The following is a 24,649-nucleotide window of genomic DNA, read 5'->3' on the forward strand; positions in this document are numbered from 1 at the left end:
GGGTTAATGATGTGATGGATCTGATACAGGGTCGTTTATATACACCTCATGGCATCAGCATTACTTTAAAAAGTAAAAGCTAAAATTTGGTCATTCATGTTAAGTGATCGAAACTAAGAATTGACTAGCTAGACGAGGAGTGAATCTAAAACAAAAAAGACGCTGACCTAACTATTGCTCGGGGTGGATCAATTTTTATTCATATCAATTTATAACTCACATAACTTATTTATTAATTTTGGTACGTTTATTGCTCTATCTAATATCAATGAAGCTGTAATGCTGAGGGGAATCATTACAGCTTCATCTTTATTCTTAATTATTATTTCGGAGGGGCTTAGATGTTGGATCTTCAATTACGCAGGAATGAGGCATTTTCAATCGCTACCTTGATCTATGCACGTTTAAGACGAGTGACTGGGCGAGTAATTGATGCCATGTATCTTGCAGAAAATATCCACTATGCAAAGCATGTGATTGGGCTGGCAGAGCAGACTGAAGATCCTGAGTTATTACATCTGGTCAATCGTTTAAAAACCACTCTGGATTTATCGTCATTTTCAGAACTGCAGGCTGAAGAACAGGCGGAAAAGGAACTGATTTCTGTGGAACCAAGTGAAGAAGATATCTATCGCGCACAGGTTTCACATCATTATATTGGCGCATTGCGCTAATTGGGGGATTGAGTGTGGATGCTCCAGACTGAAGCACTCATGTTTAAATGAAAAAACAAGCATATAGATAGACAGGTTAAATTATCTTATTGAAAAAATACATGGGAATTTCAATTTCCATTCTTATTACCGAGATGGTTTTTGTACAACCGAGCTCTTTATCAACTATAAAGATTCGCTAATCTCTGTATAATACGTTGACTTAACGTATAAGGAATCTCTCATGCACTTGGCGGCATTGCATACACCGAGCCAGATTCAACTCAACAAAGCAGGTAATCTTAAACATTTCCTGACCATCGAAGGTCTTTCTAAAGAAACTCTTACAAAAATACTGGACACTGCGTTGTCCTTTTTTAATGACCAAAATCAGCTGATCACCAATAATTTGCTCGAAGGCAAAACGGTGATGAACCTATTTTTTGAAAATTCTACCCGAACGCGTACTACTTTTGAGGCAGCGGCCAAACGTCTGTCTGCCAACGTGCTGAATATCGATATTGCCCGTTCAAGTACCTCTAAAGGTGAAACTTTACGTGATACCTTGTGGAATCTTGAGGCTATGGCGGCAGATATTTTCGTGGTACGTCATTCATCTTCAGGTGCAGCACACTTTATTGCCAAAGATGTCTGTCCAAATGTCGCCATTATTAATGCAGGGGATGGCCGTCATGCCCATCCAACTCAAGCGATGCTGGATATGCTGACCATTCGCCGCGAGACCAATAAAAAATTCGAAGATATGTCGATTGCTATTATTGGCGATATCAAGCATTCGCGTGTAGCACGTTCAGATGTAGCGGCACTGCAAACCTTAGGCTGTAAAGATATTCGCGTGATTGCACCGAATACATTGCTGCCATACGGTTTTGATGATTACAGTGAAGATGTACGCCTGTTCAATAATATGGAAGATGGCATCAAAGACTGTGATGTGATCATTACCTTGCGTATTCAAAACGAGCGTATTGATTCGCCAGCGCTGTCTTCTCAGGCTGAATTCTACAAAATGTATGGCCTGAATAAAGAACGTCTCGCCATGGCCAAGCCGGATTGTATCGTGATGCATCCAGGACCAATGAACCGTGGTGTGGAAATTGATTCCAGTATTGCAGACGGTCCGCAATCCGTGATTCTGAAACAGGTTACTAACGGGATTGCAGTACGTATGGCGGTACTGGCTCTTGCAATGCAGGGGCAGTTACAGGAACAGGGTTTGATTGAAGCGATTGCGGTATAAGGAATAAGTCATGTCTATTGTAAAAATTGAAAATGTCCGTGTTCTTGACCCAATCCAAAACACTGATTCAGTCGAAACGGTTTATGTGGAAAATGGTAAACGTGTTGCAGAGACTGCTAACGTCTCTGAAACCATTGATGGACAGGGCAAATGGCTGATGCCAACCATGGTGGACCTGTGTGCACGTTTACGAGAACCGGGCCAGCAGCAACACGGAACTTTAAAGTCTGAAGGTAAGGCTGCACGTGAAAACGGTATTCTGCATGTCTTTACCCCGCCAGATTCCAAACCGATTGTGCAGGATAATGGTGCGCTGATTCATGGTCTGGTTGAAAAAGCCATGCTGGATGGCGGTATTTATTTACAGGTGATCGGTGCGCAAACCCAAGGTTTGCAAGGTCAGCAACCGGCCAATATGGCTGGTTTAAAAAAAGGCGGTTGTACTGCGGTTTCTAATGCCAGTGCGCCGTTTGCCAATGATGATGTGGTATTGCGTACACTTGAATATGCAGCAGGATTGGACCTGACTGTAGTGTTCTATGCAGAAGAGCCGCAAATTGCCAAAGATGGCTGTGTGCATGAAGGCTTTATTGCTTCACGCCAAGGCTTGCCAATGATTCCATCGCTAGCTGAAACTGTGGCCATTGCCAAATACCTGCTCATGATTGAAGCAACTAAAGTACGTGCTCATTTTGGCTTGTTATCTTGTGGTGCATCAGTAGAACTGATTCGTATTGCTAAAGAAAAAGGCTTGCCAGTAACTTGTGATGTCGCTATGCACCAATTGCATCTGACTGACCATCTGATTGATGGCTTTAACTCTCTTGCACACGTACGTCCACCATTACGTTCTGAATCTGACAAAGAATTACTGCGTCAGGGCGTAAAATCTGGTGTGATTGATGCGATCTGTACCCATCATGAACCCCTGAGCAGCTCTGCCAAAATGGCACCCTTTGCGGAAACACAGCCTGGCTTTACCGCGTTTGATACCTACGTACCGTTCGGTATCCAACTAGTGAATGAAGGCTTCTTTACGCCGTTGGAATGGGTGGAGAAAGTCACAGTTGCTCCTGCGAAAGTCGCCAGTATGTTTGAGCATTGGAAAGCGGAAGCAGGCTGGGTACTGGTTGATCCAGAACAGGAGTGGACATTAAGCAAAGAAACGATCGTTTCTCAAGGTAAAAATACACCACTGCTCAATCAAAAAGTGAAAGGTAAAGTGCTGCAAACTTTTATTGCTGCATAACACTTACATTTCGCGTTTACAAAAAGTCAGCTTCGGCTGACTTTTTTATATCTTAAATAAAATACTAGAAAAGTTAGCCCTACATAAACAGTGAAACTTTATGATATCAGTACAATTATTAACATTCCAAAGAGGGTGGGTCGCTACACTGATTAAATATTAAACATTATAAATCAGAATAATGGTGATCTTGATGAATACATAATGGTGATCTTGATGAATACAGATTTAATTGAACGTTTAAAGAGTGATGTGACCGCCATTGTGCTGCAAGGTGAAACAGAACATCTATTTGCCAAGGATCAGGCCTTAGCCCAATTCTATCCTGTATTGTTAAGTATTCTTCGTGCAAGACCGGCCTGGATTGAAAGTCTGGGTCAGCAACTTAATCCCAAGATTGATGAATTATTTAATAATAATCCGACCCTAAAACAACAATTCCTGGCTCAGTTAGATTCAACTGCACCTCAAGATGAAATTGAACAGACCCTGAACCGGGCAATTGTTCCAACCATGAACTTCTTGCAGGCAGAGGCTGGTGCACCCACTGCTGAAGCAGTAGGCCATTTGCTAGATACCCATGCAGATTCGATTCAACGAGCATTACCAGTCTGGGCTGGTTCTATACTGGCATCTTTAGGCGTATCTCCGCTGGCGGGACAAAATCTGAACCGCGCACCGGGTTTGGCTTCCGAACCGGAAGCAGAACCAGTACTGACTGAAGAGAAAAAGGCAGTGGTGTTCTGGCCTTTTATTCTCCTCGTGATTATTGCTGCGATTATCTTATTCTTCTTCCGTGGATGCCTGCGTGATGATGATCCGGATGAATTACGAAATGCTCAGGCGGTAAGCGAAGCTGCTGCAACAAACCCTGCAATTCTCAAAATCAGCACCGGTAGTCAGGGTGAAATCGTCAACTGTCAGGTACAGATGAATGATCCGAAATATATGCAAATTCTGCAAAATGAAATTAAGCAGATCTTTAATTACAGTATTGGCTGTGGTGCAGTAGCCAATGAAAATTACCACTCAGAATTTATTGATCAGGATACGATTCCTTCAGTACTAAAACTGCTGCAAGGCATGTCAAATGTGACTTTGACTTGGGCAGGTAATCAGGTGTCTGTGCAGGCAGCGAACAGTGCAGATGCACAGCGTTTGGCAGGTCAAATTCGTGGCTTAGCTAAAAATGTAGAAGTCGTGACCCAAAAACCAGTGGATATGGATGAGGCGATCAATACAGCCAATACCGAGGCTAAAAAAGCTTTAGACGAACTTCAGATGGAGAATATTGAGGCATTGGATGTTGCAACTGCCTTAAACCTGCAACTTATTCATTTTGCGACAGGTTCTACAGAAATTCCTGAAGTGAATAAAAGCTTGCTGGATCAGACCGCAGCTTTATTGCAATATGCCAAAGATGTACGTCTAACCGTAATAGGCCATACTGATACGGAAGGCAGCAGCACTCAAAATCAGGAGCTATCTTTAAAACGTGCTCAAGCCATTGTGAATTATCTGGTACAGAAAGGGGTGAATCCGGCACAATTACAACCTGTAGGTATGGCGGCGAATCAGCCTGCTCAACCGAATGCAACCTCGAACGGTCAGTATCAAAATCGTCGTGTAACTTTTGAAGTTATGAGTACCGAAGATGGTCGTGTACATACTGTAGATAATGAAGGCGTAGTTGAAAAGAAAGCCAGCTAAATAATTCTTTCATCATAAAAAAGGACGAATGATTCGTCCTTTTTTATTTGTTATGAATTAAGAGAAGACAGGTGGGGTATAAGTCAGGGTTCTTCCTAGGAACCAGAGCAAGAATAGTACCAATGGAAGATGAAAGACCAGTTGGGTCACTGTAAAACCAATCACATCTTTGGCTTTTAATTTTAAGATACCCAGCATAGGGAGCATAAAGAAAGGATTGATCAGATTGGGCAAGGCTTCGGCCGCATTGTAAATCTGGACAGACCAGCCCAGATGCACTTTCAGGTCATGTGCAGCCTGCATCACATAAGGCGCTTCAATAATCCATTTTCCTCCACCAGAAGGAATGAAGAAGCCTAGAATCGCTGAATAAATTCCCATCACCACTGCAAAGGTTTCCTGCGAGGCAATCGAAACGAAGAACTCGGCGATATAGTGCGATAGGGACAGGTCAGCAGAATTCAGGGCATTGGTCATCATAAAGGCGATGCTGCCATAAAGCGGAAACTGGATCAGCACCCCTGAAATGGCCGGCACAGCTTTGGACACAGCATTGAGAAAATTACGTGGTGTACCATGTAAAGCTACACCCAAAATCAGAAAGATAAAGTTATAGGTGTTTAAGCTGGAGATTGCCAGAATAGGATTACTTTTGGAAAACTCGTTAAACATCCAGACCAGACCCAGAACCACAATCAGAATACTTAAGATTGGCGAGTTTTCAAGCCAGTCACCCGGCCGTTTATGGGTCACGGTTTCAGTCTTTTCTTCTTCAATCTGGATCGGGAAGTGATCAATAGTTTTAATATGATTGCCTTTGGGCGCAGACCAGTAGGCAATGGCAATCGAAGCAATAATCAAGACTGCTGTCATGATCATGGATTGCGGCAGGAAAATCGTTTCAGTAAATGGAATCACACCAGTCAGATTATAAAGTGGTTCTGGTAGACTGGATTTGTTGGCTTGTAATTGCGCTGCTGAAGAGCTGATACCCAGTGCCCAGGTTGCGCCCATCCCGATAATCGCTGCTGCGGCAGCCGCACGGTAATCCATATTCAGTTCTTTACGCTGCGCTAGCGCAATCACCAGAAGTGCGGTTAGAACCGTACTCATCGCCCAGTTAATCAGGGAAATCAGTAGACTAACTGTGGCGACAAGAACGATGGCTCCACGTCCGGAATGGGGAATGCGCGCCATTTTCTGAATCAGTAATTGCATCGGTTTGGAAACTGAAACTACATAACCGACCACGATCAACATGCACATCTGTAAGGTAAAGGGAATCAGACTCCAGAATCCGTCACCAAATGAAATCGCGACGTCTTGTGCCGGCGCACCAATGCCAATCGCGGCAATCGCAACGATGATGACACCGAGTAGGGCAAAGATATAAGAGTCCGGAAACCATTTTTCAGACCAGTCGCTGACGCGCATGGCAAAGCGCTGCAAGATATTTTGTTGAGTTTGCATGATTAAAATCCATTTATTCTGCATTTGTTATTAAGAAGCGGCTTTCTTCAGCCAAAAAGAAACCCTTAAAATTTTTCATTTTAAGGGCTGGGAAAAATCAGGCTGCTTTACGGAGTAAAGGTACGCCGGTGACTTTCTGAATTTCATCAAAACTGACATCGGGTGCCAGTTCTACAAGTTGAATACCTTCAGGTGTGACATCCAATACACCTAAGTCAGTAATAATCCGGTTCACTACGGCCTGGCCAGTAAGCGGAAGACTACATTGTGAGACAATTTTAGGCGTACCATCTTTAGCGCAGTGTTCCATCAGCACCACAACTTTTTGCACACCTGCGACCAGATCCATGGCACCACCCATGCCTTTGACTTTCTTGCCTGGAATCATCCAGTTGGCTAGATCACCATTTTCTGAGACTTCCATAGCCCCCAGAATGGCGATATTGACATGACCGCCACGGATCATGGCAAAGGAGTCAGCACTGGAAAAGAAAGAAGCACCTTTGCGGGCAGTTACCGTCTGTTTGCCAGCATTGATCAGGTCTGCATCCACAGTATCGGCCGTTGGAAATTCTCCAATACCCAGCAGACCATTCTCAGACTGAAGCCAGACATTAATATTCTCTGGAATATAATTTGCGACTAAGGTTGGCAGACCAATACCTAGATTGACATAGAAACCATCTTCAAGTTCCTGTGCGGCGCGCTGCGCCATTTCATTACGTGTCCAAGCCATGATCAAGCCTCCGCCTTTAAAGTCATCTGTTCAATCCGTTTTTCCGGTTGGGTATTCAGTACAATCCGGTTCACATAAATGCCGGGAAGATGAATTTCATCTGGATCAAGGGCACCGATCTCGACAATTTCTTCAACTTCAGCAATGGTCACTTTACCAGCCATGGCACAGACCGGATTGAAGTTCTGGGCAGTTTTACGGAAAATCAGGTTGCCGGCTTTATCGGCCTTATAGGCTTTAACCAAAGCCACATCAGCAGTTAAGGATTCTTCCAGAATATAAGACTTGCCATTGAACTCGCGGACATCTTTACCTTCAGCAATAACGGTACCGACACCAGTCGCGGTATAGAAAGCGGGAATACCTGCACCACCAGCACGTAATTTTTCAGCTAAAGTTCCTTGCGGGGTCAGTTCAACTTCAAGTTCACCGCTTAAGTATTGGCGTTCAAATTCCTTATTCTCGCCCACATAGGAAGAGATCATCTTTTTAATCTGTTTGGTTTCCAGCAATAGCCCCAAGCCAAAGCCATCCACACCGGCATTATTAGAAATACAGGTCAGATTTTTGGCACCAGTTTCCTTTAAAGCTGCAATTAGGGCTTCTGGAATACCACATAGACCAAAACCGCCTACCGCCAAGGTATGTCCATTCTGAACCACGCCGTCTAAAGCGGCTTTTGCACTGTCATACACTTTATTTGACATTTTTACCTCGATTTATTCTTCTCTTGCAGATCTCTTTCATCTAAAGATCTGCTGATTTCTATCCATGAGGACTTATAGAGTGTCCGGCTATTTCAAGTTTTTAAGCACAGGCTTTTTGCCAATAGGCATTGGCATAATTGGATGGATTATTGCGTTGTAATACCTCGCTGATATTACGGCTGGCCTGCATCAAAGCATCCAGTTGAATACCGGTTTCAAAGCCCATCTTGGAGAGCAGGTAATACAGGTCTTCAGTTGAAACATTGCCGGAAGCACCTTTGGCATAAGGACAGCCACCGAGACCGGCAATAGAGGAGTCAAATACCCGAATCCCTTGCAGCAATGACTGGTAAATATTAGCGATGGCCATGCCATAGGTATTATGAAAATGACCGGCTAGCACTTTACTATCAATTTCTGAAAGACAGGCATCCCAGACGTTCTTCACGCGATCCGGAGTTGCCGTACCAATGGTTTCACCTAATGACACTTCATAGCAGCCCATGTCTAGTAGACGCTGTGTAACTTTGACGACCTGCTTCGGATCAATTGCACCTTCATAAGGGCAGTCCACCATACAAGAGACATAGCCACGCACCTTGACATCATTTGCTTTGGCAGCTGCCATCACATCTGCAAACTTCTCAAAGCTTTCATCAATCGAGCAGTTGATATTCTTGTGGGTAAAGCTTTCAGAAGCTGCGGTAAATACCGCAACTTCTTTACAATCCACAGCCAGCGCTGATTCAAAACCTTTCATGTTTGGCGTCAGCAAACTGAACTGGATATTCGGATCTTTAGGCAAGCTGGCAAATAGCGTATCGCTATCTGCCATCTGTGGAACCCATTTGGCTGAAACACAGGAGCCGACCTCAATCGCCTGCAAACCTGTTTTCATCAGGTCCAGAATCAGATTTTTACGGTCATCTAGTGTTAAAGGTGTTTTTTCGTTTTGCAGGCCATCGCGTGGCCCGACTTCTACGATTTTAACGAAATCTGTCATGCAACTTCCTCCGCTAGAGGCTGAAACTCAACCAGTTCATCACCGGCTTTAACCTGATCACCTTTCTGGAAGTATGAGTTTGCGATAATGCCATCATGCGGAGCGCGAATGGTATATTCGATCTTCATTGCTTCCAAGGTCAGCAGTACATCGTCTTTTTTCACTTTGTCATTTGCCGCGACCAGAACCTGAGTAATCACGCCAGGCATTGGCGCAGTCAAGTTATTTTCAGTCCCTTGTTCATCCTGGTTATTAAAGTCATTTTTCAAATAATTGAACTTGTAGCTTTGACCATTCTGGAACAGGGTAATGCCATGCTCAGTCTGGCTAAATGCCAGTTTCTGCTGCTGACCCGCAAGATTTAACTGGAGTAGGTGTTGATCAAGCAGCTCACCCTGGATGGTAAGTGTCTGGCCTTCATAATTTGCCAGGAAACTATTTTCTAGCGCTTTAAAGCTCACCACACGTAAAACGTCATTACATTGTAATTTAATTGTGTAGTTATTTTGCTGATTCAGACGCCAAAATGCCTTTTGCTGCCAGACGGGATTATTGCTAGTCGGGTTTTGAGCCAGACGCGATAACAGTTCAACCAAGGCTGCAGTGACCACTAATTCTGCACTGATATCAGCAGATGGTTTGAGTAGGAACTCTTCTTCACGTTGAATCAGGCCAGTATCGAGATGGGCATTTTTAAATGAATCACATAATACTAAGCGATCAAGAAAAGCGATGTTATTGCCAAGACCATCGACATGAAACTGACCCAAGGCATGATGCATCTGGGTTAAAGCAGCTTCACGGTTTTTGCCCCAAACAATCAGTTTGGCAATCATCGGATCATAATAGGTGCTGATTTCATCACCTTCGACAATGCCACTATCCACACGCACGCTGTCATTTTGTTCTGGATAGTGCAAATAGCTGATCTGACCGATGGCAGGAATAAAACCTTTTTCTGGTTCTTCGGCATAAACACGGGCTTCCAGTGCATGACCGTGTATCTGTAATTCATGCTGCTGTTTCGGTAAAGGTTCACCGAACGCTACACGTAACTGCCATTCCACCAGATCCTGACCGGTGATCATTTCAGTGACTGGATGCTCAACCTGCAGACGGGTGTTCATTTCCATGAAGTAAGCAGTACCGTCTTGCTCAACGATGAACTCGACTGTACCGGCACCGACATAATTTACAGCACGTGCAGCATCAATTGCGGCTTGGCGCATCGCCTCAAGTTTGTCTTCTGGCATTTTAGGTGCAGGTGCTTCTTCCAGAACTTTCTGGTGACGACGCTGCACGGAGCAATCACGTTCAAACAGATGCACATAATTGCCATGTGTATCACCAAAGACCTGAACTTCAATATGGCGTGGCTGCACGACATAGCGTTCAATCAGCACATCTTCATTGCCGAAGCTGGAACGTGCTTCGCTTTTACAGGAAGCGAGTGAACTCAGGAAATCTTCACTACGCTCGACCAGTCGCATGCCTTTACCGCCACCGCCAGCACTAGCCTTGATCAGTACTGGATAGCCAATACTGTCAGCTTGTTGTTTCAAGAAATCGGCATCCTGATTGGTACCATGATAGCCGGGGGTTAAAGGTACACCAGCTTTTTCCATTAAGGCTTTAGAGGTCGCTTTCAGACCCATTGCTAAGATCGCATCCACTGGCGGACCAATAAAGACAATGTTGTTATCCTGACAGGCCAGGGCAAACTGGTCATTTTCAGACAGGAAACCATAACCTGGATGAATGGCCTGAGCACCGGTAGTTTTTGCTGCCTGAATAATACGTTCAATCTGTAAATAACTTTGTGCAGCAGGCGATTCACCAATATGGATGGCTTCATCTGCCAGTTTGACATGCTGTGCCTGTGCATCGGCATCGGAATATACGGCAACGGTGGCAATCCCTAACTTTTTCGCTGTACGAATCACACGGCAGGCAATTTCACCACGATTGGCAATTAAAATCTTTTCAAACATCCTACGATCCTTCTTGTTGTTATGCCGTGGTCTTAATCCAGGCCGGGCTTTGTTTGTTTAAAAATGCATTCAGTCCATTTTTCGCCTCATCTCCCTGGCGAACATGGGCAATATGCTGTGCGGTTTTAAACAGCAGATCTTCAGTCAGGACCTGTTGATCGACCAGTTGAATCAGCTGTTTTGAGGCGTTTTGCGCTGCTGGTCCACCGAGTAAGAGCGCTTCCACAATCTCATCAATTTTGCTGTCGAGCTGTTCTGGTGCAGTCACTTCATGTGCCAGACCAATGGTTTTCGCCTGTTCAGCTGAGATTCGCTCAGCAGTCAGGAAATAACGTGACGCCTGACGGGCGCCAATCGCACGAATTACATACGGACTAATGGTCGAAGGGGCTAATCCTAAACGTACTTCAGACGTTGCAAACTTGGCATCAGTGCTGGCGATACAGATATCACAAGCGGCTGCCAGACCCATACCGCCGCCAAAAGCAATACCATGGACACGGGCAATCGTTGGCTGTTTCAAGGTCGCCAGACTTTGCAGCATTTTTGCCAGTTTGAGAGCATCGGCTTCATTGTCTGCCTGTGAGGCCTGACCGGCCTTTTTCATCCAGTTCAGATCCGCACCCGCAGAAAAGCTTTTACCTCGGCCTGCCAGAATCACTACACGTACATCATCACGCTGATTTAAAGACTGGAAACAGGCATGTAGCTCTTCAATGACCTGGGTATTAAACGCATTATGCAGTTCAGCCCGGTTAATCCAGACCGTTGCCACCTGATTCTGCTGTTCGAGCTGTAAAAATTGATAGTCCATTTTTGTCACCTCTTACATGCGGAACACGCCGAATTTGGTTGGCTGGATTGGTGCATTCATCGCTGCAGCCAGACTTAGGGCCAGGACTTCACGCGATTGCGCTGGATCAATGACACCGTCATCCCATAAACGCGCAGAAGCATAATAAGGATGGCCTTGGCGTTCATATTGGTCACGAATTGGCTGTTTAAACTGGTCTTCTTCTTCAGCTGACCAGGTTCCACCTTTTTGCTCAATCTGATCGCGTTTCAAAGTCGACAATACGCTAGAGGCCTGTTCACCGCCCATCACTGAAATACGCGAGTTTGGCCAGGTCCACATAAAGCGTGGCGAGTAAGCACGGCCACACATGCCATAGTTACCGGCACCAAAAGAACCGCCAATCACCAGAGTCAGTTTAGGCACATTGGCTGTCGCGACGGCCATCACCAGCTTGGCACCATTTTTAGCAATACCTTCATTTTCATACTGACGACCCACCATAAAGCCGGTGATGTTTTGCAGGAAGATCAGCGGAATATTGCGCTGGGTACATAGTTCAATAAAATGCGCGCCTTTTTGTGCAGACTCAGAGAATAAAATTCCATTGTTGGCAATAATTCCAACTGGCATTCCATAGAGCTTGGCAAAGCCAGTGACCAGGGTAGTCCCAAAGCGTGCCTTGAATTCGTCAAAGCGTGAACCGTCGACAATACGCGCAATCACTTCACGGATATCAAACGGTTTACGTGCATCGCTTGGCACAATGCCATACAGCTCTGAACTGTCAAAACGCGGTGCTTCAATTTCATCTGCAGTTTTATTTGGCTTTTTATTCAGGTTCGCCACAATGTTGCGGGCAATGGCAATTGCGTGTTCATCATTTTCTGCCAGATGATCGGCAACCCCAGATAAACGGGTATGTACATCACCACCACCTAAGTCTTCACTAGAAACCACTTCACCGGTTGCCGCTTTCACCAGAGGAGGGCCGCCGAGGAAAATCGTGCCTTGATTACGCACAATAATGGTTTCATCTGACATCGCTGGCACATAAGCACCACCTGCCGTACAGCTACCCATTACCACTGCAATCTGGGCAATACCCAGACTCGACATACGTGCCTGATTGTAAAAGATACGGCCGAAGTGATCACGATCCGGAAATACTTCATCCTGTAAAGGTAAATAAGCACCGCCAGAATCCACCAGATAAATACATGGCAAATGATTCTGTTCGGCAATTTCCTGGGCACGTAAATGCTTTTTCACCGTAAGGGGATAATAAGTCCCGCCTTTGACTGTGGCATCATTGGCCACGATCATGCAGGTCACACCATTGACCTGACCTACACCTGCGACCACACCTGCTGCAGGAACATCATCCTGATAAACCTGATAGGCAGCCAGTTGACCGATTTCCAAAAAAGCTGTGCCTGGATCAATTAAATGATTAATCCGTTCACGCGGCAGTAATTTGCCGCGATCCAGATGTTTCTGACGGGCAGTTTCTCCGCCACCCAAGGCAATTTTTTCTACTTTCTGTTTAAGGTCATCCACCAGTTGCAGCATGGCAGCCTGGTTGGTCTTAAACTCTTCACTACGTATATTGATTTTGCTCTGTAACTGATTCATGACGAACATCCTTGTCTTATTCTAAGTGTTAATGTTTAGGCTGTTTCGTTGAAGAGCTCACGGCCAATTAGCATACGGCGGATTTCGGAAGTTCCGGCGCCAATTTCATAGAGTTTGGCATCGCGCCACAAACGGCCTGCAGCAAATTCGTTGATATAACCGTTCCCACCTAGGGTCTGAATGGTTTCACCCGCCATCCATGTAGCTTTTTCAGCGGCATATAAAATGGCACTGGCAGCATCTTTACGCAGGCTACGGCTATGATCAGCCTTGTCACATTCAGCACCAACGGCATACACCAGCGCCTTACATGCCAGCCAGGTAGAGTACATGTCAGCAATTTTGCCTTGCATCAACTGGAATTCACCGAGTGCCTGACCAAACTGTTTGCGGTCATGAATATAAGGAATCACGGTATCCATGCAGGCATCCATAATGCCCAATGGACCAGCACTGAGAACCGCACGTTCATAGTCCAGACCGCTCATCAGCACTTTAGTCCCATTGCCGACACCGCCAAGGACGTTTTCTTTAGGAACTTCGACATTGTCAAAAAACAGGGGATAAGTATTGGAACCACGCATACCCAGTTTGTCTAAATGAGTGCCGTGACTAAAACCTGGCATATTTTTCTCAACCAGGAAGGCGGTCATGCCTTTGGCGCCAGCTTGTAAATCGGTTTTGGCATAGACCACAAGTACATCAGCATCGCCGCCGTTGGTGATCCACATCTTGGAACCGTTGAGTAGATAATGATCACCTTTATCTTCAGCTTTCAGTTTCATGCTGACCACATCTGATCCGGCATTCGGCTCAGACATTGCTAATGCACCGACATATTCACCAGAAATCAGTTTTGGCAGATAACGCTGCTTTTGTTCTTCATTACCATTTCGCTTAATTTGGTTTACACATAGGTTAGAATGGGCGCCATAGGACAAACCAATGGATGCTGAAGCACGGGAAATTTCTTGCATGGCAATAATATGGGCCAGATACCCCAGATTGGTACCGCCATATTCTTCACTGACCGTTAAACCAAGTAGGCCCATATCACCAAATTTTTTCCAAAGGTGAGCCGGGAATTCATTGTCACGGTCAACTTGCTGGGCAATTGGGGCAATTTCCTTGGCGCAAAATGCGGCCACTGAATCACGAAGCGCAATAAGAGTTTCATCCAAACCGAAATCTAAGCTTTGTAAATTCATTCTTCATCCATCCTGAGATTATATTTGTTGTGTCCAAAAGCATTTTTGTTGTGCTTGTTTTTTTAACATACAACGAAAAATTAAAAAAGTGAACCTATATTCACAAAATGATTTACAATTCATTTTATCTGGTTGAGAATAAGATTATGAGTTATAAAAGATCATCACTGATGCAGGAACGAATGGAACAAAATCGTTTGTCGATTTTACAGTCTGCTCGTGAACTGATTACTCAAGGGGGCTTTAAAGAGGCGTCGATTCAGGCGATTGCAGAACGCGCAGGCGTTTCTACAGGGCTGGTATATCGATATTTTGAAAACAAAAGCCAGATTTTGATTGAGGTTTTGTCGGCAGCGATTCAGCATGAAGTTGGAATTCTTGTTTCCATTGCCGGGTCGGATTTGTCGCCAAAACTGAAATTGCAAAAATCTGTTACAACTTTTGTGAAACGTGCCATGAATAGCCCCCAGTTGGCGTATTCACTTATGTTTGAACCGGTTGATCCGGAAATGGAACATGAGCGTTTTCGCAGTAAACAGCTGCTTAAACAAAGCATTAAGGAAATCCTGGCCGAAGGAAAGGTGAATGGAGAGTTCGAGTTTGAAGATTTAAATACGGCAGCTTTGGGCGTGGTGGGTGCCATGACCTTTGTCGTGATTGAACCTTTAAATCCGTCCCGTAATGTAATGTTTGATCAGAACTACAAGGATCACTTTGTCAAACAGATTGCCGATTTTTGTGTTAACGCAGTACATCGACAGGAAGGAAATTCAGCAGCATAGACGCACAAAAACAGGCACATAGACAAGGTCGTCGTGGTCATAAAACAATTAGTAAAGTTGAAAATCAGAATTACAAAGAATCAAGGAGATCGATTCAATGACACAAGTACGGTTAAGCTATGCCTATGGAACCAGCAGCCAGCCTTTATTGGGTATGACGATTGGTGAAAAATTTGATCAGGCTTGCGAACAATATGCAGATCGCGATGCAGTTGTCAGTATGCATCAGAACATACGCCTGAGTTATCGGCAGCTACAGGATCAGGTCAATGCCTTTGCCTGTCAGCTGCTGAAATTGGGTATGCAAAAAGGTGACCGTCTGGCGATCTGGTCGCCGAACTGTGTGGAATGGACTATTACCCAGTTCGCAGCTTTCAAGGCAGGCATTATTCTGGTTAACCTGAATCCGGCCTATAAAAGCAATGAGCTGGAATATGTCCTGAATAAAGTGTCCTGTAAGGGACTGGTCATTGCATCGCAGTTTAAAACCACGGACTATCAGGAAATCCTGACCAAAATTGCGCCTGAATTAAAACAGGCTGAAAATAAATTACTGAATGCAGAGCGTCTCCCACATTTAAAGCATGTCATTAAAATTGATGAGCAGCAGCATACTGGCATTCATCGTTTTCAGGATTTAATGCCTACACCAAGTGCTCAAGAGCTGGAACAGCTGCAACAGATCTCCACTGATTTGCAGTTCGATGAAACTATCAATATCCAGTTTACGTCAGGCACCACAGGGAATCCTAAGGGTACGATGCTGACCCATAACAATATTTTAAATAATGGTTACTTTGTCGGTGAGGCGATTCACTTAAGTCCGGAAGACCGTGTCTGTATTTCTGTTCCACTATTCCACTGCTTTGGCATGGTAATGGGCAATCTGGCCTGTATTACCCATGGTTCAGCCATGATTTATCCATCTGCCGTATTTAATCCGCTGGAAACCTTGAAAGCCATTCAGCAGGAAAAATGTACTGCGGCTTATGGCGTACCGACCATGTTTATTGCCGTGCTGGAACATGAGCAGTTTGACGAATTTGATCTATCCAGTCTGCGTACCGGTATTATGGCGGGTAGCCCGTGTCCACAGGAAATTATGCAGCGTGTAATAGAGCGAATGCATATGTCTGAAATTACCATCTGTTATGGCATGACTGAAACAGCACCGGTAAGTGCCCAAAGTTCAACAGAAGACAGTGTTGAACGTCGTGTGAGTACAGTTGGCCGTGTCCATCCGCATTTGGAAGTTAAAATTGTCGATGAAAATGGCAAGGTGGTGCCGCGCGGTCAATTAGGTGAACTCTGTGTGCGTGGTTATTCCGTGATGCTCGGTTATTGGGAAGATCAGGACAAGACTCAGGAAGTGATTGATGCTGCACGCTGGATGCATACCGGTGATATTGCGGAAATGGATGATGAAGGCTTTGTCAAAATCAAGGGTCGTATCAAGGATGTGGTGATTCGCGGCGGTGAAAACCTGTTCCCGAAAGAAATTGAAGATTTCCTTTACACCCATCCAGCGGTGTCGGATGTGCAGGTGATTGGCGTGCCAGACCATAAATATGGTGAAGAGCTTTGTGCCTGCATTATCCTGCATGAGAATGATCCATGTACCGAAGAAGCCATCCGCCAATATTGTGCCGAGCATATCTCGCATAACAAAGTGCCGCGTTATGTGCGTTTCTTCCATGACTTCCCGATGACAGCTTCAGGCAAGGCACAGAAGTTCAAGTTGCGTGAATTTATGCGTGAAGAATTAAATTTAAAAGAGATTGCTTAAATTAATTAAAGCTAAGTTTAAATAGTATTTGATCAGATGACCTGGCGGCATGGATGCCGCCGTTTCATTGTATGGCAAGGATGCCATATCAATGAAACAGAGGGGTTTGGTTACTTTGCCCAGTCAAAGTAACGAAGCACCTGCACAATGGAAGAAGAATCCATCTTGCAAATTGAGGTCATGTATTTAGCAATTTCTTTAAATAGATAAAAATCTATTTCTATATAAATCAGAGTAAACAGATGGCAAAAAACTTTCACAGTGAAGTGGTGGTCGCAAGTTATGATGATCATATCCGTAAACTGATTCCTGGCTATGAACTGGTGCATCAGCAGATTGAAGCCATACTCAGTACTGAGCTTCCAGAAAATGCACATATCCTGATTGTGGGTTGCGGAACTGGTTATGAACTATCTTATTTATTGCAACAGCATCCAAACTGGACATTTACTGCGATTGATCCTTCCGCTGCAATGCTTGAGCAGGCAAGGAAGCAGCTGGCTTCTATTGGCGCTGAACAACGAGTTCAGTTTATACAGTGCACCACTCAGGAACTGGATCAACAAAATTCATTCGATGCTGCACTCGCTATTTTAGTCGTCCATTTTATTCCTGAACCTCAGAAATCTGATTTTTTTCAGGCTATCTATCAGAGCCTTAAAGCTGGCGGGATCGGATTGACCTATGATCTGATGCAACCAGAAGATGAGAATGAATTAAAGGTAATGCAAAAAATGGCACAGCAAACCGGACTTAGTGTGCAGCAAAGCGAAAATATGCTGGCCAGATTGCAGCAGGACTTTTTTCTGATTTCAGCGGAAGATTCAAATGAACTTTTAACAAAAGTCGGATTTAAACAACACAAAATTTATAGTCAAATCATGAATTATTATGGTTTTTTACTCAGAAAATAAAGATCATGATACTTTATATGAATTTTAAAGTTTAAGAGAATAATCAAGGAAGTTTAAGAAGAATGTCAGCATATTATAGTTTGATCCAGCGCGAGCAGCATGCAGATGGCAGTACTACTGCCTATTATCGTTCCAATATTCATGCTCAAGGTGCGTGGAATCCTCATGAACAGCACATGGCGCCAGCAACCGGTATTCTATGTGTTGAACTAGAACAGTTTCAGCCTAGATCAGAAATGCGCATTGGCCGGGTTGGACTGGATATTTTTGGGCTGATTGCATTTGGTGAATTTTCTATTACTACACGCATGATCCGTCCTGGCAAAACTATTGAACTGATTGAGGCGGAAATGTGTGCCAATGGAAAAACCTGTATCGTTGCTCGTGCCTGGAGGATGCTGACTTCGGATAGCCGGGCCATTGCAGGTATCGAAGATTTTCCGATTGAAAGCCCTGAGTTTTTACCGGTTTGGGAGGGTATGAGTTGCTGGCCGGGCGGTTATATTCAAAGTATTGAAACCCGTGCACATCCTGATCATCGTGCAGGCAAAGGCATTGTCTGGCTCAGAAATTCATTGGATATGGTAGAAGGACGACCGACTACAGATTTTAGTCGTTTACTCGGTATGGTCGATACCGCGAATGGCATTGTGCCACGTCAGGACCCGAATGCGGGCTGGGGATTCCCGAATCTAGATTTACAGATTCATATGTACCGTCTGCCGCAAGGTGAATGGCTGGGGCTGGAAGTGGTGCAACAGTATGGTGAAGATGGGATTGGTCTCACCAGCGGTGTGCTGCATGATATTCACGGGCCTTTCGGTCGCAGTGAACAGATTCTGACCTTACGAAAATTCTAAAACTGATTTAAAAGCAAAAGGATGAATTGATTCATCCTTTTTTTATTGGCATGCTGTGCGCAATGGTTCAGGAATATTGATGAATGCGGATTAGTATTATTGGGGCAGGGCGTGTGGCTTATCATCTTGCCCATGCATTGTCAGCACAACATGAAATTGTACAGATCTACAGCCGGACTCTGGATAAAGCACAGCAACTGGCTGATCAATTTAAAGCGCAAGCCATCGCTCAACCTGAAAATCTGAATCAGGATATAGACTTGATGATCATTGCCGTGAGTGATCAATCAATTGCTGAGGTCATCAGACAAGTCTATTTTTACTTGCAAGATGTGCTGATTGTCCATACTTCAGGCAGTTCTCACCTGAATGTTCTAGCAGATGTACATGCAAAGTCTGGCGTCTTTTATCCATTGCAAACCTTTAGTCTGGAACGTGAAATTGACTGGGAAAATACGCCTTTATTTATTGAAGCGTCTGAGCCAGAAGATCAAGAAATCTTAACTCATTTAGCAAATAGCCTAAGCAAACGAGTTTATCAATATAGTTCAGACCAACGTTTGAGCTTACATCTGGCTGCAGTGTTTGCCTGCAATTTTAGCAACTACTGTTATGACATGGCCAAGCAGATTGTGGATGCACAGCAGGTAGACTTTAGCCTGCTTTATCCATTGATTCTGGAAACAGCCAATAAAGCGACGAAAAATGATCCTCGTCAGGGGCAGACTGGACCTGCGATGCGTGGTGATCAGAATATTCTGAATATGCATCAGCAGATGCTAGAGCAATCTGAACGACAAGACTTGGCAGATGTGTATAAATTACTCAGTCAGCAGATTTTAGAACACCATCATAGCTAATAAAAAAGCGCTGAATAATCAGCGCTTTTTAGACTTATAGATATTAAGAAATTTTCTTAAAGATAAAGTCATTAATCTTGTGGCCAGCTTCGATTCCGCGACGCTCAAACTTGGTTTGTGGACGCCATTCAGGGCGAGGGTAGCTGTTGCCTTTACCCGCCAGATTTTCTAAACGTGGACGTTCTTCCAGAACTTCCAGCATCCACTCAGCATACGGTTCCCAGTCTGTTGCAGCATGGAAAGTACCGCCAAGTTCCAACTTTTGCTCAACCAATGGCATGCGGTCATGAGATACAAAACGGCGTTTAAAGTGACGTTTTTTCTGCCATGGGTCAGGGAAGTACAACTGAACGGTGTTAATGCTATTGTCTGGCATTTCACGAAGCACCTGAATCGCATCAGCATCCAGTACACGTAAGTTAGTCACGCCCGCCATACCTGCTTCATACACGCACTGCGCAATACCCGGTACATGTACTTCAATTCCGACAAAGTTACGCTCTGGATTCGCTTTAGCCATGAGTACCAGAGAGCGGCCCATGCCAAAACCGATTTCTACAGTCAGCGGACGTTCAGGATGTTCAAAATACTGACGCAAATCACCTACCGGATATTCCAAAATTAAGTGACCATATTGTTCAAGCGCAGTACGTTGAGAGGTATTTAATGGCGCTGAGCGGCGCATAAACGTCACAATTTCACGGTGCTCGCTTAAATTGTCCAGCTCCACGACTTGCTGGTCTAATTGATCGTTCGACATAATTTTGGCAAATCTAAAAATTCAGAATGCGGTATTTTAAGTCCTGAGCGGTGCAAGTCAAACTTTTCTCGGTATTTCTCCATAAAAATCGAGCCAGAGATCTCAGACAAAATAAAAGAGCCAGTTGGCTCTTTTATAGATCAAGCTTGATCAGGTACTAAAACGATCGATCAAAGTGCTACTGGCTTCATTTAAACCAATTACAGTCACGTCTATGCCTTGGGCTTTAAACTTCTGGATGACGTTATTGAGCATATTTACTGAAGTCACATCCCAGACATGCGCATGCGTCAGATCCAGCTCAACATGATCCAGCCTTTCCTTAAAATCAAAGAATTGATAGAACTTTTCTGTACTACTGAAAAAGATCTGTCCAGAAATTATATAGCTACGTGAATTAGGCTTATGCAAATAAGTCGAGACATGTACAGTTCTTTCCAGCTTATTAATAAAGAACAGAGCAGAGAGCAATACACCGACAAATACACCGAGCGCCAGATTATGAGTAGCAAGCACGACAATTATCACAGCAATCATCACGGTATTAAATTCTAGCGGATGCTTGCCGAATTGTTTGATTGCACCCCACTGGAAGGTGGTAAATGATACCATAATCATAATAGCTACCAGTGCTGCCATAGGAATATAAGCCAGCCAGTCTTTCAGGAAGACCACCAGACACAGTAAAAATACGCCAGCAACTAATGTCGATAAACGTGTACGAGCACCTGATGAGACATTGATAATCGACTGGCCAATCATGGCACAACCGGCCATTCCGCCCATAAAACCGCTGACAATATTGGCCATACCCTGACCACGACATTCCTGATGTCGGTCACCTTCAGTTCCAGTCACTTCATCAATCACTGTAGTCGTCATCATACTTTCAAGCAGACCTACAGTGGCTAGAGTAAAGGAATAAGGCAGGATAATCTGCAAAGTTTCCAGATTCAGTGGAATTTCTGGAAGAAGAAAGACTGGCAAGGTATCTGGAAACTGTCCCAGATCGCTCACAGTACGCATATCTGCACCAAGCACTAACGCAAGTGCGCTCAGTACGACGATACAGATCAGAGGCGATGGAATCGCTTTACCGATTTTCGGGATATAAGGAAACAGATAGATAATTGCCAAACCTACTAAAATGAACAGATAAGCCGTACTGTCCATCCGGTGAATTTCCGGGATTTGTGCCACAAAAATCAGGATCGCGAGGGCATTCAAGAAACCATATACCACAGCCTGCGACACAAAACGCATCAGCTTGGCAACTTTAAAAAAGCCCGCAATCACCTGAATGATTCCGGTCAGAATCGTGGCTGCAAGCAGGTATTGCAGGCCATGATCCTTGACCAGCGTAATCATCAATAGTGCCATTGCACCTGTAGCCGCAGAAATCATGGCAGGACGACCACCGAAAAAGGCAATGGACACGGCAATACAGAAAGAGGCATATAAGCCGACTTGCGGATCGACACCGGCAATCGCAGAAAAGGCAATAGATTCAGGAATCAGGGCGAGTCCAACCACCAAACCTGCCAGTACATCAGTCCGGATATTGGAAAACCATTCTTCTTTTTTCAGGTTAATCACGAAATATCATCTAAATTTTGAGAACCTGCGTATCTTAAACAGATACAGATAAAAATCTACACAAGATTGACTTGCAAAAACCTGTAAATTCCTCAATATTGAATATGTAACTGTGCTGAATCACAGTTACGCTTTTTTGCAATTTACAGGTTTGATCACTTGAAAGTTTGTCAGAAGCGATTTAAAACATTGAGAAGTGTATAACAAGGATCAGAAATGAAGCTTTACTATTCGCCAGGCGCGTGCTCTTTGGCAGCTCATATTATTTTAAATGAAATTAATGTCGATTTTGATTTGGAACGTGTTGACTTAAAAACCCATAAAACAGAAAAAGGTGCAGATTATTACGAAATTAACCCGAAGGGTTATGTACCAGCATTAGAAATTAATCCGGGTTTAATTCTTACAGAAAATGTTGCAATTTTACCGTTTCTTGCTCAACACGATCCAAAACAAGATCTGATTCCACCTTCTGGCATGGGACGTGCCAAAGTGCTGGAGTGGTTAGGTTATCTCAACTCAGAGTTGCATGATGCTTATGCTGTATTCTTCACTGGAAAATTATCAGATGAAGCCAAAGAAAAAGCATATGCAGAAATTGACCGTTTATTGAGTTATATCGATAAGGCGATTGGTGAATCGGACAATGATTATCTGGTCGATGATAATTTCGGTCCGGCAGATGCTTACCTGTTTGTTCTCACCAACTGGTCGAACCAGATTGAACATGATCTGAGTCCATATAAAAATATTATTCATATCCGTAATAAGGTTGCAGAACGTCAGTCTGTACAGATTGCAATGCGTGATGAAGGTTTGATTCCTTAATACTAAAATTTTGAAAAAGCGTCATAAGGCGCTTTTTTTATTGCTTCCAAAGTAATTGTTGATATTTAGTCAATAATGATTTGCAAAATCACTGCTTTTTAGCAATAAGCAGAGTCTATATAGTGCCTGCATAAATTTTTGGTTTCAGGTTCTTTCCATGAAAAATATTTTATTAATTAATGGCGCAAAAGCTTTTGCCCACTCAAATGGTCAGTTAAATGATACTTTGGCCGAACTGGCTCAAGAAGTATTAACAAAGCTGGGGCATCAGGTTCAGGTAACTCGTGCTGACAATGAATATGATGCAAAAGCAGAAGTAGAAAAATACCTTTGGGCAGATACGGTCATTTACCAAATGCCAGGCTGGTGGATGGGTGCGCCGTGGCCAGTGAAAAAGTATATTGATGATGTTTTTACCGAAGGGCATGGCAGCCTGTATGCAAATGATGGTCGCTCACGTTCAGATGCTTCAAAAAAATATGGCTCAGGTGGCCTGATTCACGATAAAAACTATATGTTATCTCTTACCTGGAATGCACCGATGGATGCGTTTACGGATACCGAGCAGTTTTTTCATGGCGTGGGCGTAGACGGCGTTTACCTACCTTTTCATAAAGCCAACCAATTCTTGGGGATGCAGGCTTTACCGACATTTATTGTGAATGATGTAATTAAAGCCCCTGAAGTTGAAGCGTATATCGCACAGTACCGTGAACATTTAACTCAAATTTTTGCTTAATCAGGAGATATGACCATGCTAACCGTTATTGCTGAAATCATCTGTCATTCGGAACAAGATATGAAAACAGTGCTGGATTCATTTAACAACATCCGCGCACAGGTATTACAAGAGCCAGGCTGTCATCTTTATGATGTTTATATTGATCATCCAGAGATTGAGAGCCGATTACAGACCAAAGTGCCTTTTTCAATCATGATGTTTGAAAAATGGGAAAGTATTCAGCATCTGGAAACCCACATGCATAGTGTAAATATGCAGCAACATGCTAAAGCCGCTCAAGGTGCGGTTGCGAGTGTAAAGATTCGGATTTTAGAAGCACTTTAAGCTGTAATTCTCAGTTTGAAAGAGTTTGTAATATTTAATTTTATTCGAACTCTTGTGGCTGATTAAATTGAACCTGTTCAAGTTTCAGTGCGTAGCGGTGTTTTAAGGTGGACCATTGAACTTTGGCAAGTTGCGTCTGTTCTGAAAATTCATTTTCATCTGTTGTAGTTTTTAGCTTGCCTGTTAAAAAGTTAATGCTTCGTGCTGTACTCTCACCCGAGGCACGGTGAAAATCATCTACATCATAGCCAATCAATTTAAAAGCATTATCTTGGTATCGAAAGGTATAAGTATAATTGGTGACATACCATGAACCACAGCTTAGCCAGTAATGTAAATGAACCCGAAGTACACCTTTTTGAATGCTTAAGGCTTCGGATTCACCAAGTGGATCAGTGAGGCAAGGCGACTCTACATCACCTTCGGTTGGTAAAGTAGTATTACTAGCTACAAGCTGATAACCATTTGCCTGCTTGAATAAAATCAAAAGTTTTCGTTTGTTGGTATTCAGAACATGATTGCCTACACCTGCATTTGCAACAAAGTTTTCGGGATTAGTATCTTCAATAATCAGCGCGAGATCTGCTTGACCGTCCTGATTTAAATCGCCTTGCGCTTTTTCTAGAACTTTCCAGTTTTTCGGAATAAAAGATTGATAGCTTGATTTAGGAGAACTACCTGTCTGAGGTTTCGCACAAGCACTTTGTGTAAATGCTAGACACAGCAGGGTGCTAAATAGGAAAGGCAGTTTGATCTGATAAAGCATCGGTTTAAATTCCTT

General features: G+C 43.9%; 23 protein-coding genes. 12 read left to right on the top strand and 11 right to left on the bottom strand.

Annotated features, from left to right (window positions below; translation table 11 throughout):
• Positions 1–341: 341 nt before the first annotated feature.
• From FTV18_RS02070 to FTV18_RS02085, 4 genes are all read left to right on the top strand, one after another.
• Positions 342–674, top strand: coding sequence for a hypothetical protein (locus FTV18_RS02070; RefSeq protein WP_034170006.1), 333 nt, complete (start codon positions 342–344; stop codon positions 672–674).
• Positions 675–897: 223 nt separating this feature from the next.
• On the top strand, positions 898–1,914 hold the full coding sequence (locus FTV18_RS02075; protein ID WP_004782500.1) for an aspartate carbamoyltransferase catalytic subunit: 1,017 nt from the start codon (positions 898–900) through the stop codon (positions 1,912–1,914).
• A 10-nt stretch (positions 1,915–1,924) separates the two neighbouring features.
• Positions 1,925–3,163, top strand: coding sequence for a dihydroorotase (locus FTV18_RS02080; protein WP_180016674.1), 1,239 nt, complete (start codon positions 1,925–1,927; stop codon positions 3,161–3,163).
• A gap of 216 nt (positions 3,164–3,379) precedes the next feature.
• Positions 3,380–4,873, top strand: coding sequence for an OmpA family protein (locus tag FTV18_RS02085; RefSeq protein WP_180016673.1), 1,494 nt, complete (start codon positions 3,380–3,382; stop codon positions 4,871–4,873).
• Between the two features lie 57 nt (positions 4,874–4,930).
• Here the strand turns inward: FTV18_RS02085 and FTV18_RS02090 are convergent, their stop codons facing one another.
• The 8 genes from FTV18_RS02090 to FTV18_RS02125 form a co-directional block, all read right to left on the bottom strand.
• Positions 4,931–6,343, bottom strand: a complete 1,413-nt coding sequence (locus tag FTV18_RS02090; protein WP_004782496.1) for a short-chain fatty acid transporter — start codon at positions 6,341–6,343, stop codon at positions 4,931–4,933.
• Positions 6,344–6,440: 97 nt separating this feature from the next.
• Positions 6,441–7,079 carry a CoA transferase subunit B gene (locus FTV18_RS02095; protein ID WP_004782495.1) on the bottom strand — a complete coding sequence of 213 codons (639 nt, stop codon included), beginning with the start codon at positions 7,077–7,079 and terminating at the stop codon, positions 6,441–6,443.
• Between the two features lie 2 nt (positions 7,080–7,081).
• The gene (locus FTV18_RS02100; RefSeq protein WP_180016672.1) at positions 7,082–7,786 is read right to left on the bottom strand and encodes a CoA transferase subunit A; all 705 of its coding nucleotides are present in this window, start codon (positions 7,784–7,786) and stop codon (positions 7,082–7,084) included.
• Positions 7,787–7,886: 100 nt separating this feature from the next.
• A complete protein-coding gene (locus tag FTV18_RS02105; RefSeq protein ID WP_004782490.1) occupies positions 7,887–8,789 on the bottom strand; it encodes a hydroxymethylglutaryl-CoA lyase in 903 nt (300 codons plus the stop codon).
• The gene (locus tag FTV18_RS02110; protein WP_179992276.1) at positions 8,786–10,780 is read right to left on the bottom strand and encodes an acetyl/propionyl/methylcrotonyl-CoA carboxylase subunit alpha; all 1,995 of its coding nucleotides are present in this window, start codon (positions 10,778–10,780) and stop codon (positions 8,786–8,788) included. Before FTV18_RS02110 ends, FTV18_RS02105 begins: the two co-directional genes overlap by 4 nt.
• Before the next feature lie 19 nt (positions 10,781–10,799).
• Positions 10,800–11,594, bottom strand: coding sequence for an enoyl-CoA hydratase/isomerase family protein (locus FTV18_RS02115; RefSeq protein ID WP_159123879.1), 795 nt, complete (start codon positions 11,592–11,594; stop codon positions 10,800–10,802).
• Positions 11,595–11,606: 12 nt separating this feature from the next.
• Entirely contained in the window at positions 11,607–13,208 is a 1,602-nt protein-coding gene (locus FTV18_RS02120; protein ID WP_004782485.1) for a carboxyl transferase domain-containing protein, read from the bottom strand.
• Positions 13,209–13,243: 35 nt separating this feature from the next.
• Complete coding sequence (locus FTV18_RS02125; protein WP_004782484.1) at positions 13,244–14,416, bottom strand: isovaleryl-CoA dehydrogenase; 1,173 nt, start codon at positions 14,414–14,416, stop codon at positions 13,244–13,246.
• A 146-nt stretch (positions 14,417–14,562) separates the two neighbouring features.
• Here FTV18_RS02125 and FTV18_RS02130 point away from each other — a divergent pair, with 146 nt between their 5' ends.
• The 5 genes from FTV18_RS02130 (at position 14,563) to FTV18_RS02150 (ending at position 19,618) form a co-directional block, all read left to right on the top strand.
• A complete protein-coding gene (locus FTV18_RS02130) occupies positions 14,563–15,198 on the top strand; it encodes a TetR/AcrR family transcriptional regulator (RefSeq protein ID WP_004782481.1) in 636 nt (211 codons plus the stop codon).
• A gap of 97 nt (positions 15,199–15,295) precedes the next feature.
• Positions 15,296–16,984 carry an AMP-binding protein gene (locus FTV18_RS02135; protein WP_180016671.1) on the top strand — a complete coding sequence of 563 codons (1,689 nt, stop codon included), beginning with the start codon at positions 15,296–15,298 and terminating at the stop codon, positions 16,982–16,984.
• A gap of 242 nt (positions 16,985–17,226) precedes the next feature.
• The gene (locus FTV18_RS02140) at positions 17,227–17,898 is read left to right on the top strand and encodes a class I SAM-dependent methyltransferase (RefSeq protein WP_180016670.1); all 672 of its coding nucleotides are present in this window, start codon (positions 17,227–17,229) and stop codon (positions 17,896–17,898) included.
• Positions 17,899–17,960: 62 nt separating this feature from the next.
• Positions 17,961–18,758, top strand: a complete 798-nt coding sequence (locus FTV18_RS02145; protein ID WP_180016669.1) for a thioesterase family protein — start codon at positions 17,961–17,963, stop codon at positions 18,756–18,758.
• Positions 18,759–18,841: 83 nt separating this feature from the next.
• Entirely contained in the window at positions 18,842–19,618 is a 777-nt protein-coding gene (locus FTV18_RS02150; RefSeq protein ID WP_180016668.1) for a Rossmann-like and DUF2520 domain-containing protein, read from the top strand.
• Between the two features lie 43 nt (positions 19,619–19,661).
• On the opposite strand, the gene trmB is transcribed toward FTV18_RS02150, so the two are convergent.
• Positions 19,662–20,378, bottom strand: a complete 717-nt coding sequence (gene trmB / locus FTV18_RS02155; protein ID WP_125279238.1) for a tRNA (guanosine(46)-N7)-methyltransferase TrmB — start codon at positions 20,376–20,378, stop codon at positions 19,662–19,664.
• Positions 20,379–20,528: 150 nt separating this feature from the next.
• A complete protein-coding gene (locus FTV18_RS02160) occupies positions 20,529–21,974 on the bottom strand; it encodes a SulP family inorganic anion transporter (protein ID WP_180016667.1) in 1,446 nt (481 codons plus the stop codon).
• Between the two features lie 216 nt (positions 21,975–22,190).
• Between FTV18_RS02160 and FTV18_RS02165 the strand changes: the two genes are divergently transcribed.
• From FTV18_RS02165 to FTV18_RS02175, 3 genes are all read left to right on the top strand, one after another.
• Entirely contained in the window at positions 22,191–22,802 is a 612-nt protein-coding gene (locus FTV18_RS02165; protein WP_004782472.1) for a glutathione binding-like protein, read from the top strand.
• A gap of 157 nt (positions 22,803–22,959) precedes the next feature.
• Positions 22,960–23,541, top strand: coding sequence for an NAD(P)H-dependent oxidoreductase (locus tag FTV18_RS02170; RefSeq protein ID WP_179992280.1), 582 nt, complete (start codon positions 22,960–22,962; stop codon positions 23,539–23,541).
• Positions 23,542–23,556: 15 nt separating this feature from the next.
• Entirely contained in the window at positions 23,557–23,868 is a 312-nt protein-coding gene (locus tag FTV18_RS02175) for a putative quinol monooxygenase (protein ID WP_180016666.1), read from the top strand.
• Between the two features lie 40 nt (positions 23,869–23,908).
• Here the strand turns inward: FTV18_RS02175 and FTV18_RS02180 are convergent, their stop codons facing one another.
• The gene (locus FTV18_RS02180; RefSeq protein WP_180016665.1) at positions 23,909–24,634 is read right to left on the bottom strand and encodes a hypothetical protein; all 726 of its coding nucleotides are present in this window, start codon (positions 24,632–24,634) and stop codon (positions 23,909–23,911) included.
• Between the last annotated feature and the right edge of the window lie 15 nt (positions 24,635–24,649).

Source organism: Acinetobacter sp. YH12241 (assembly GCF_013417535.1).
In the GTDB taxonomy this organism is placed as follows: Bacteria; Pseudomonadota; Gammaproteobacteria; order Pseudomonadales; family Moraxellaceae; genus Acinetobacter.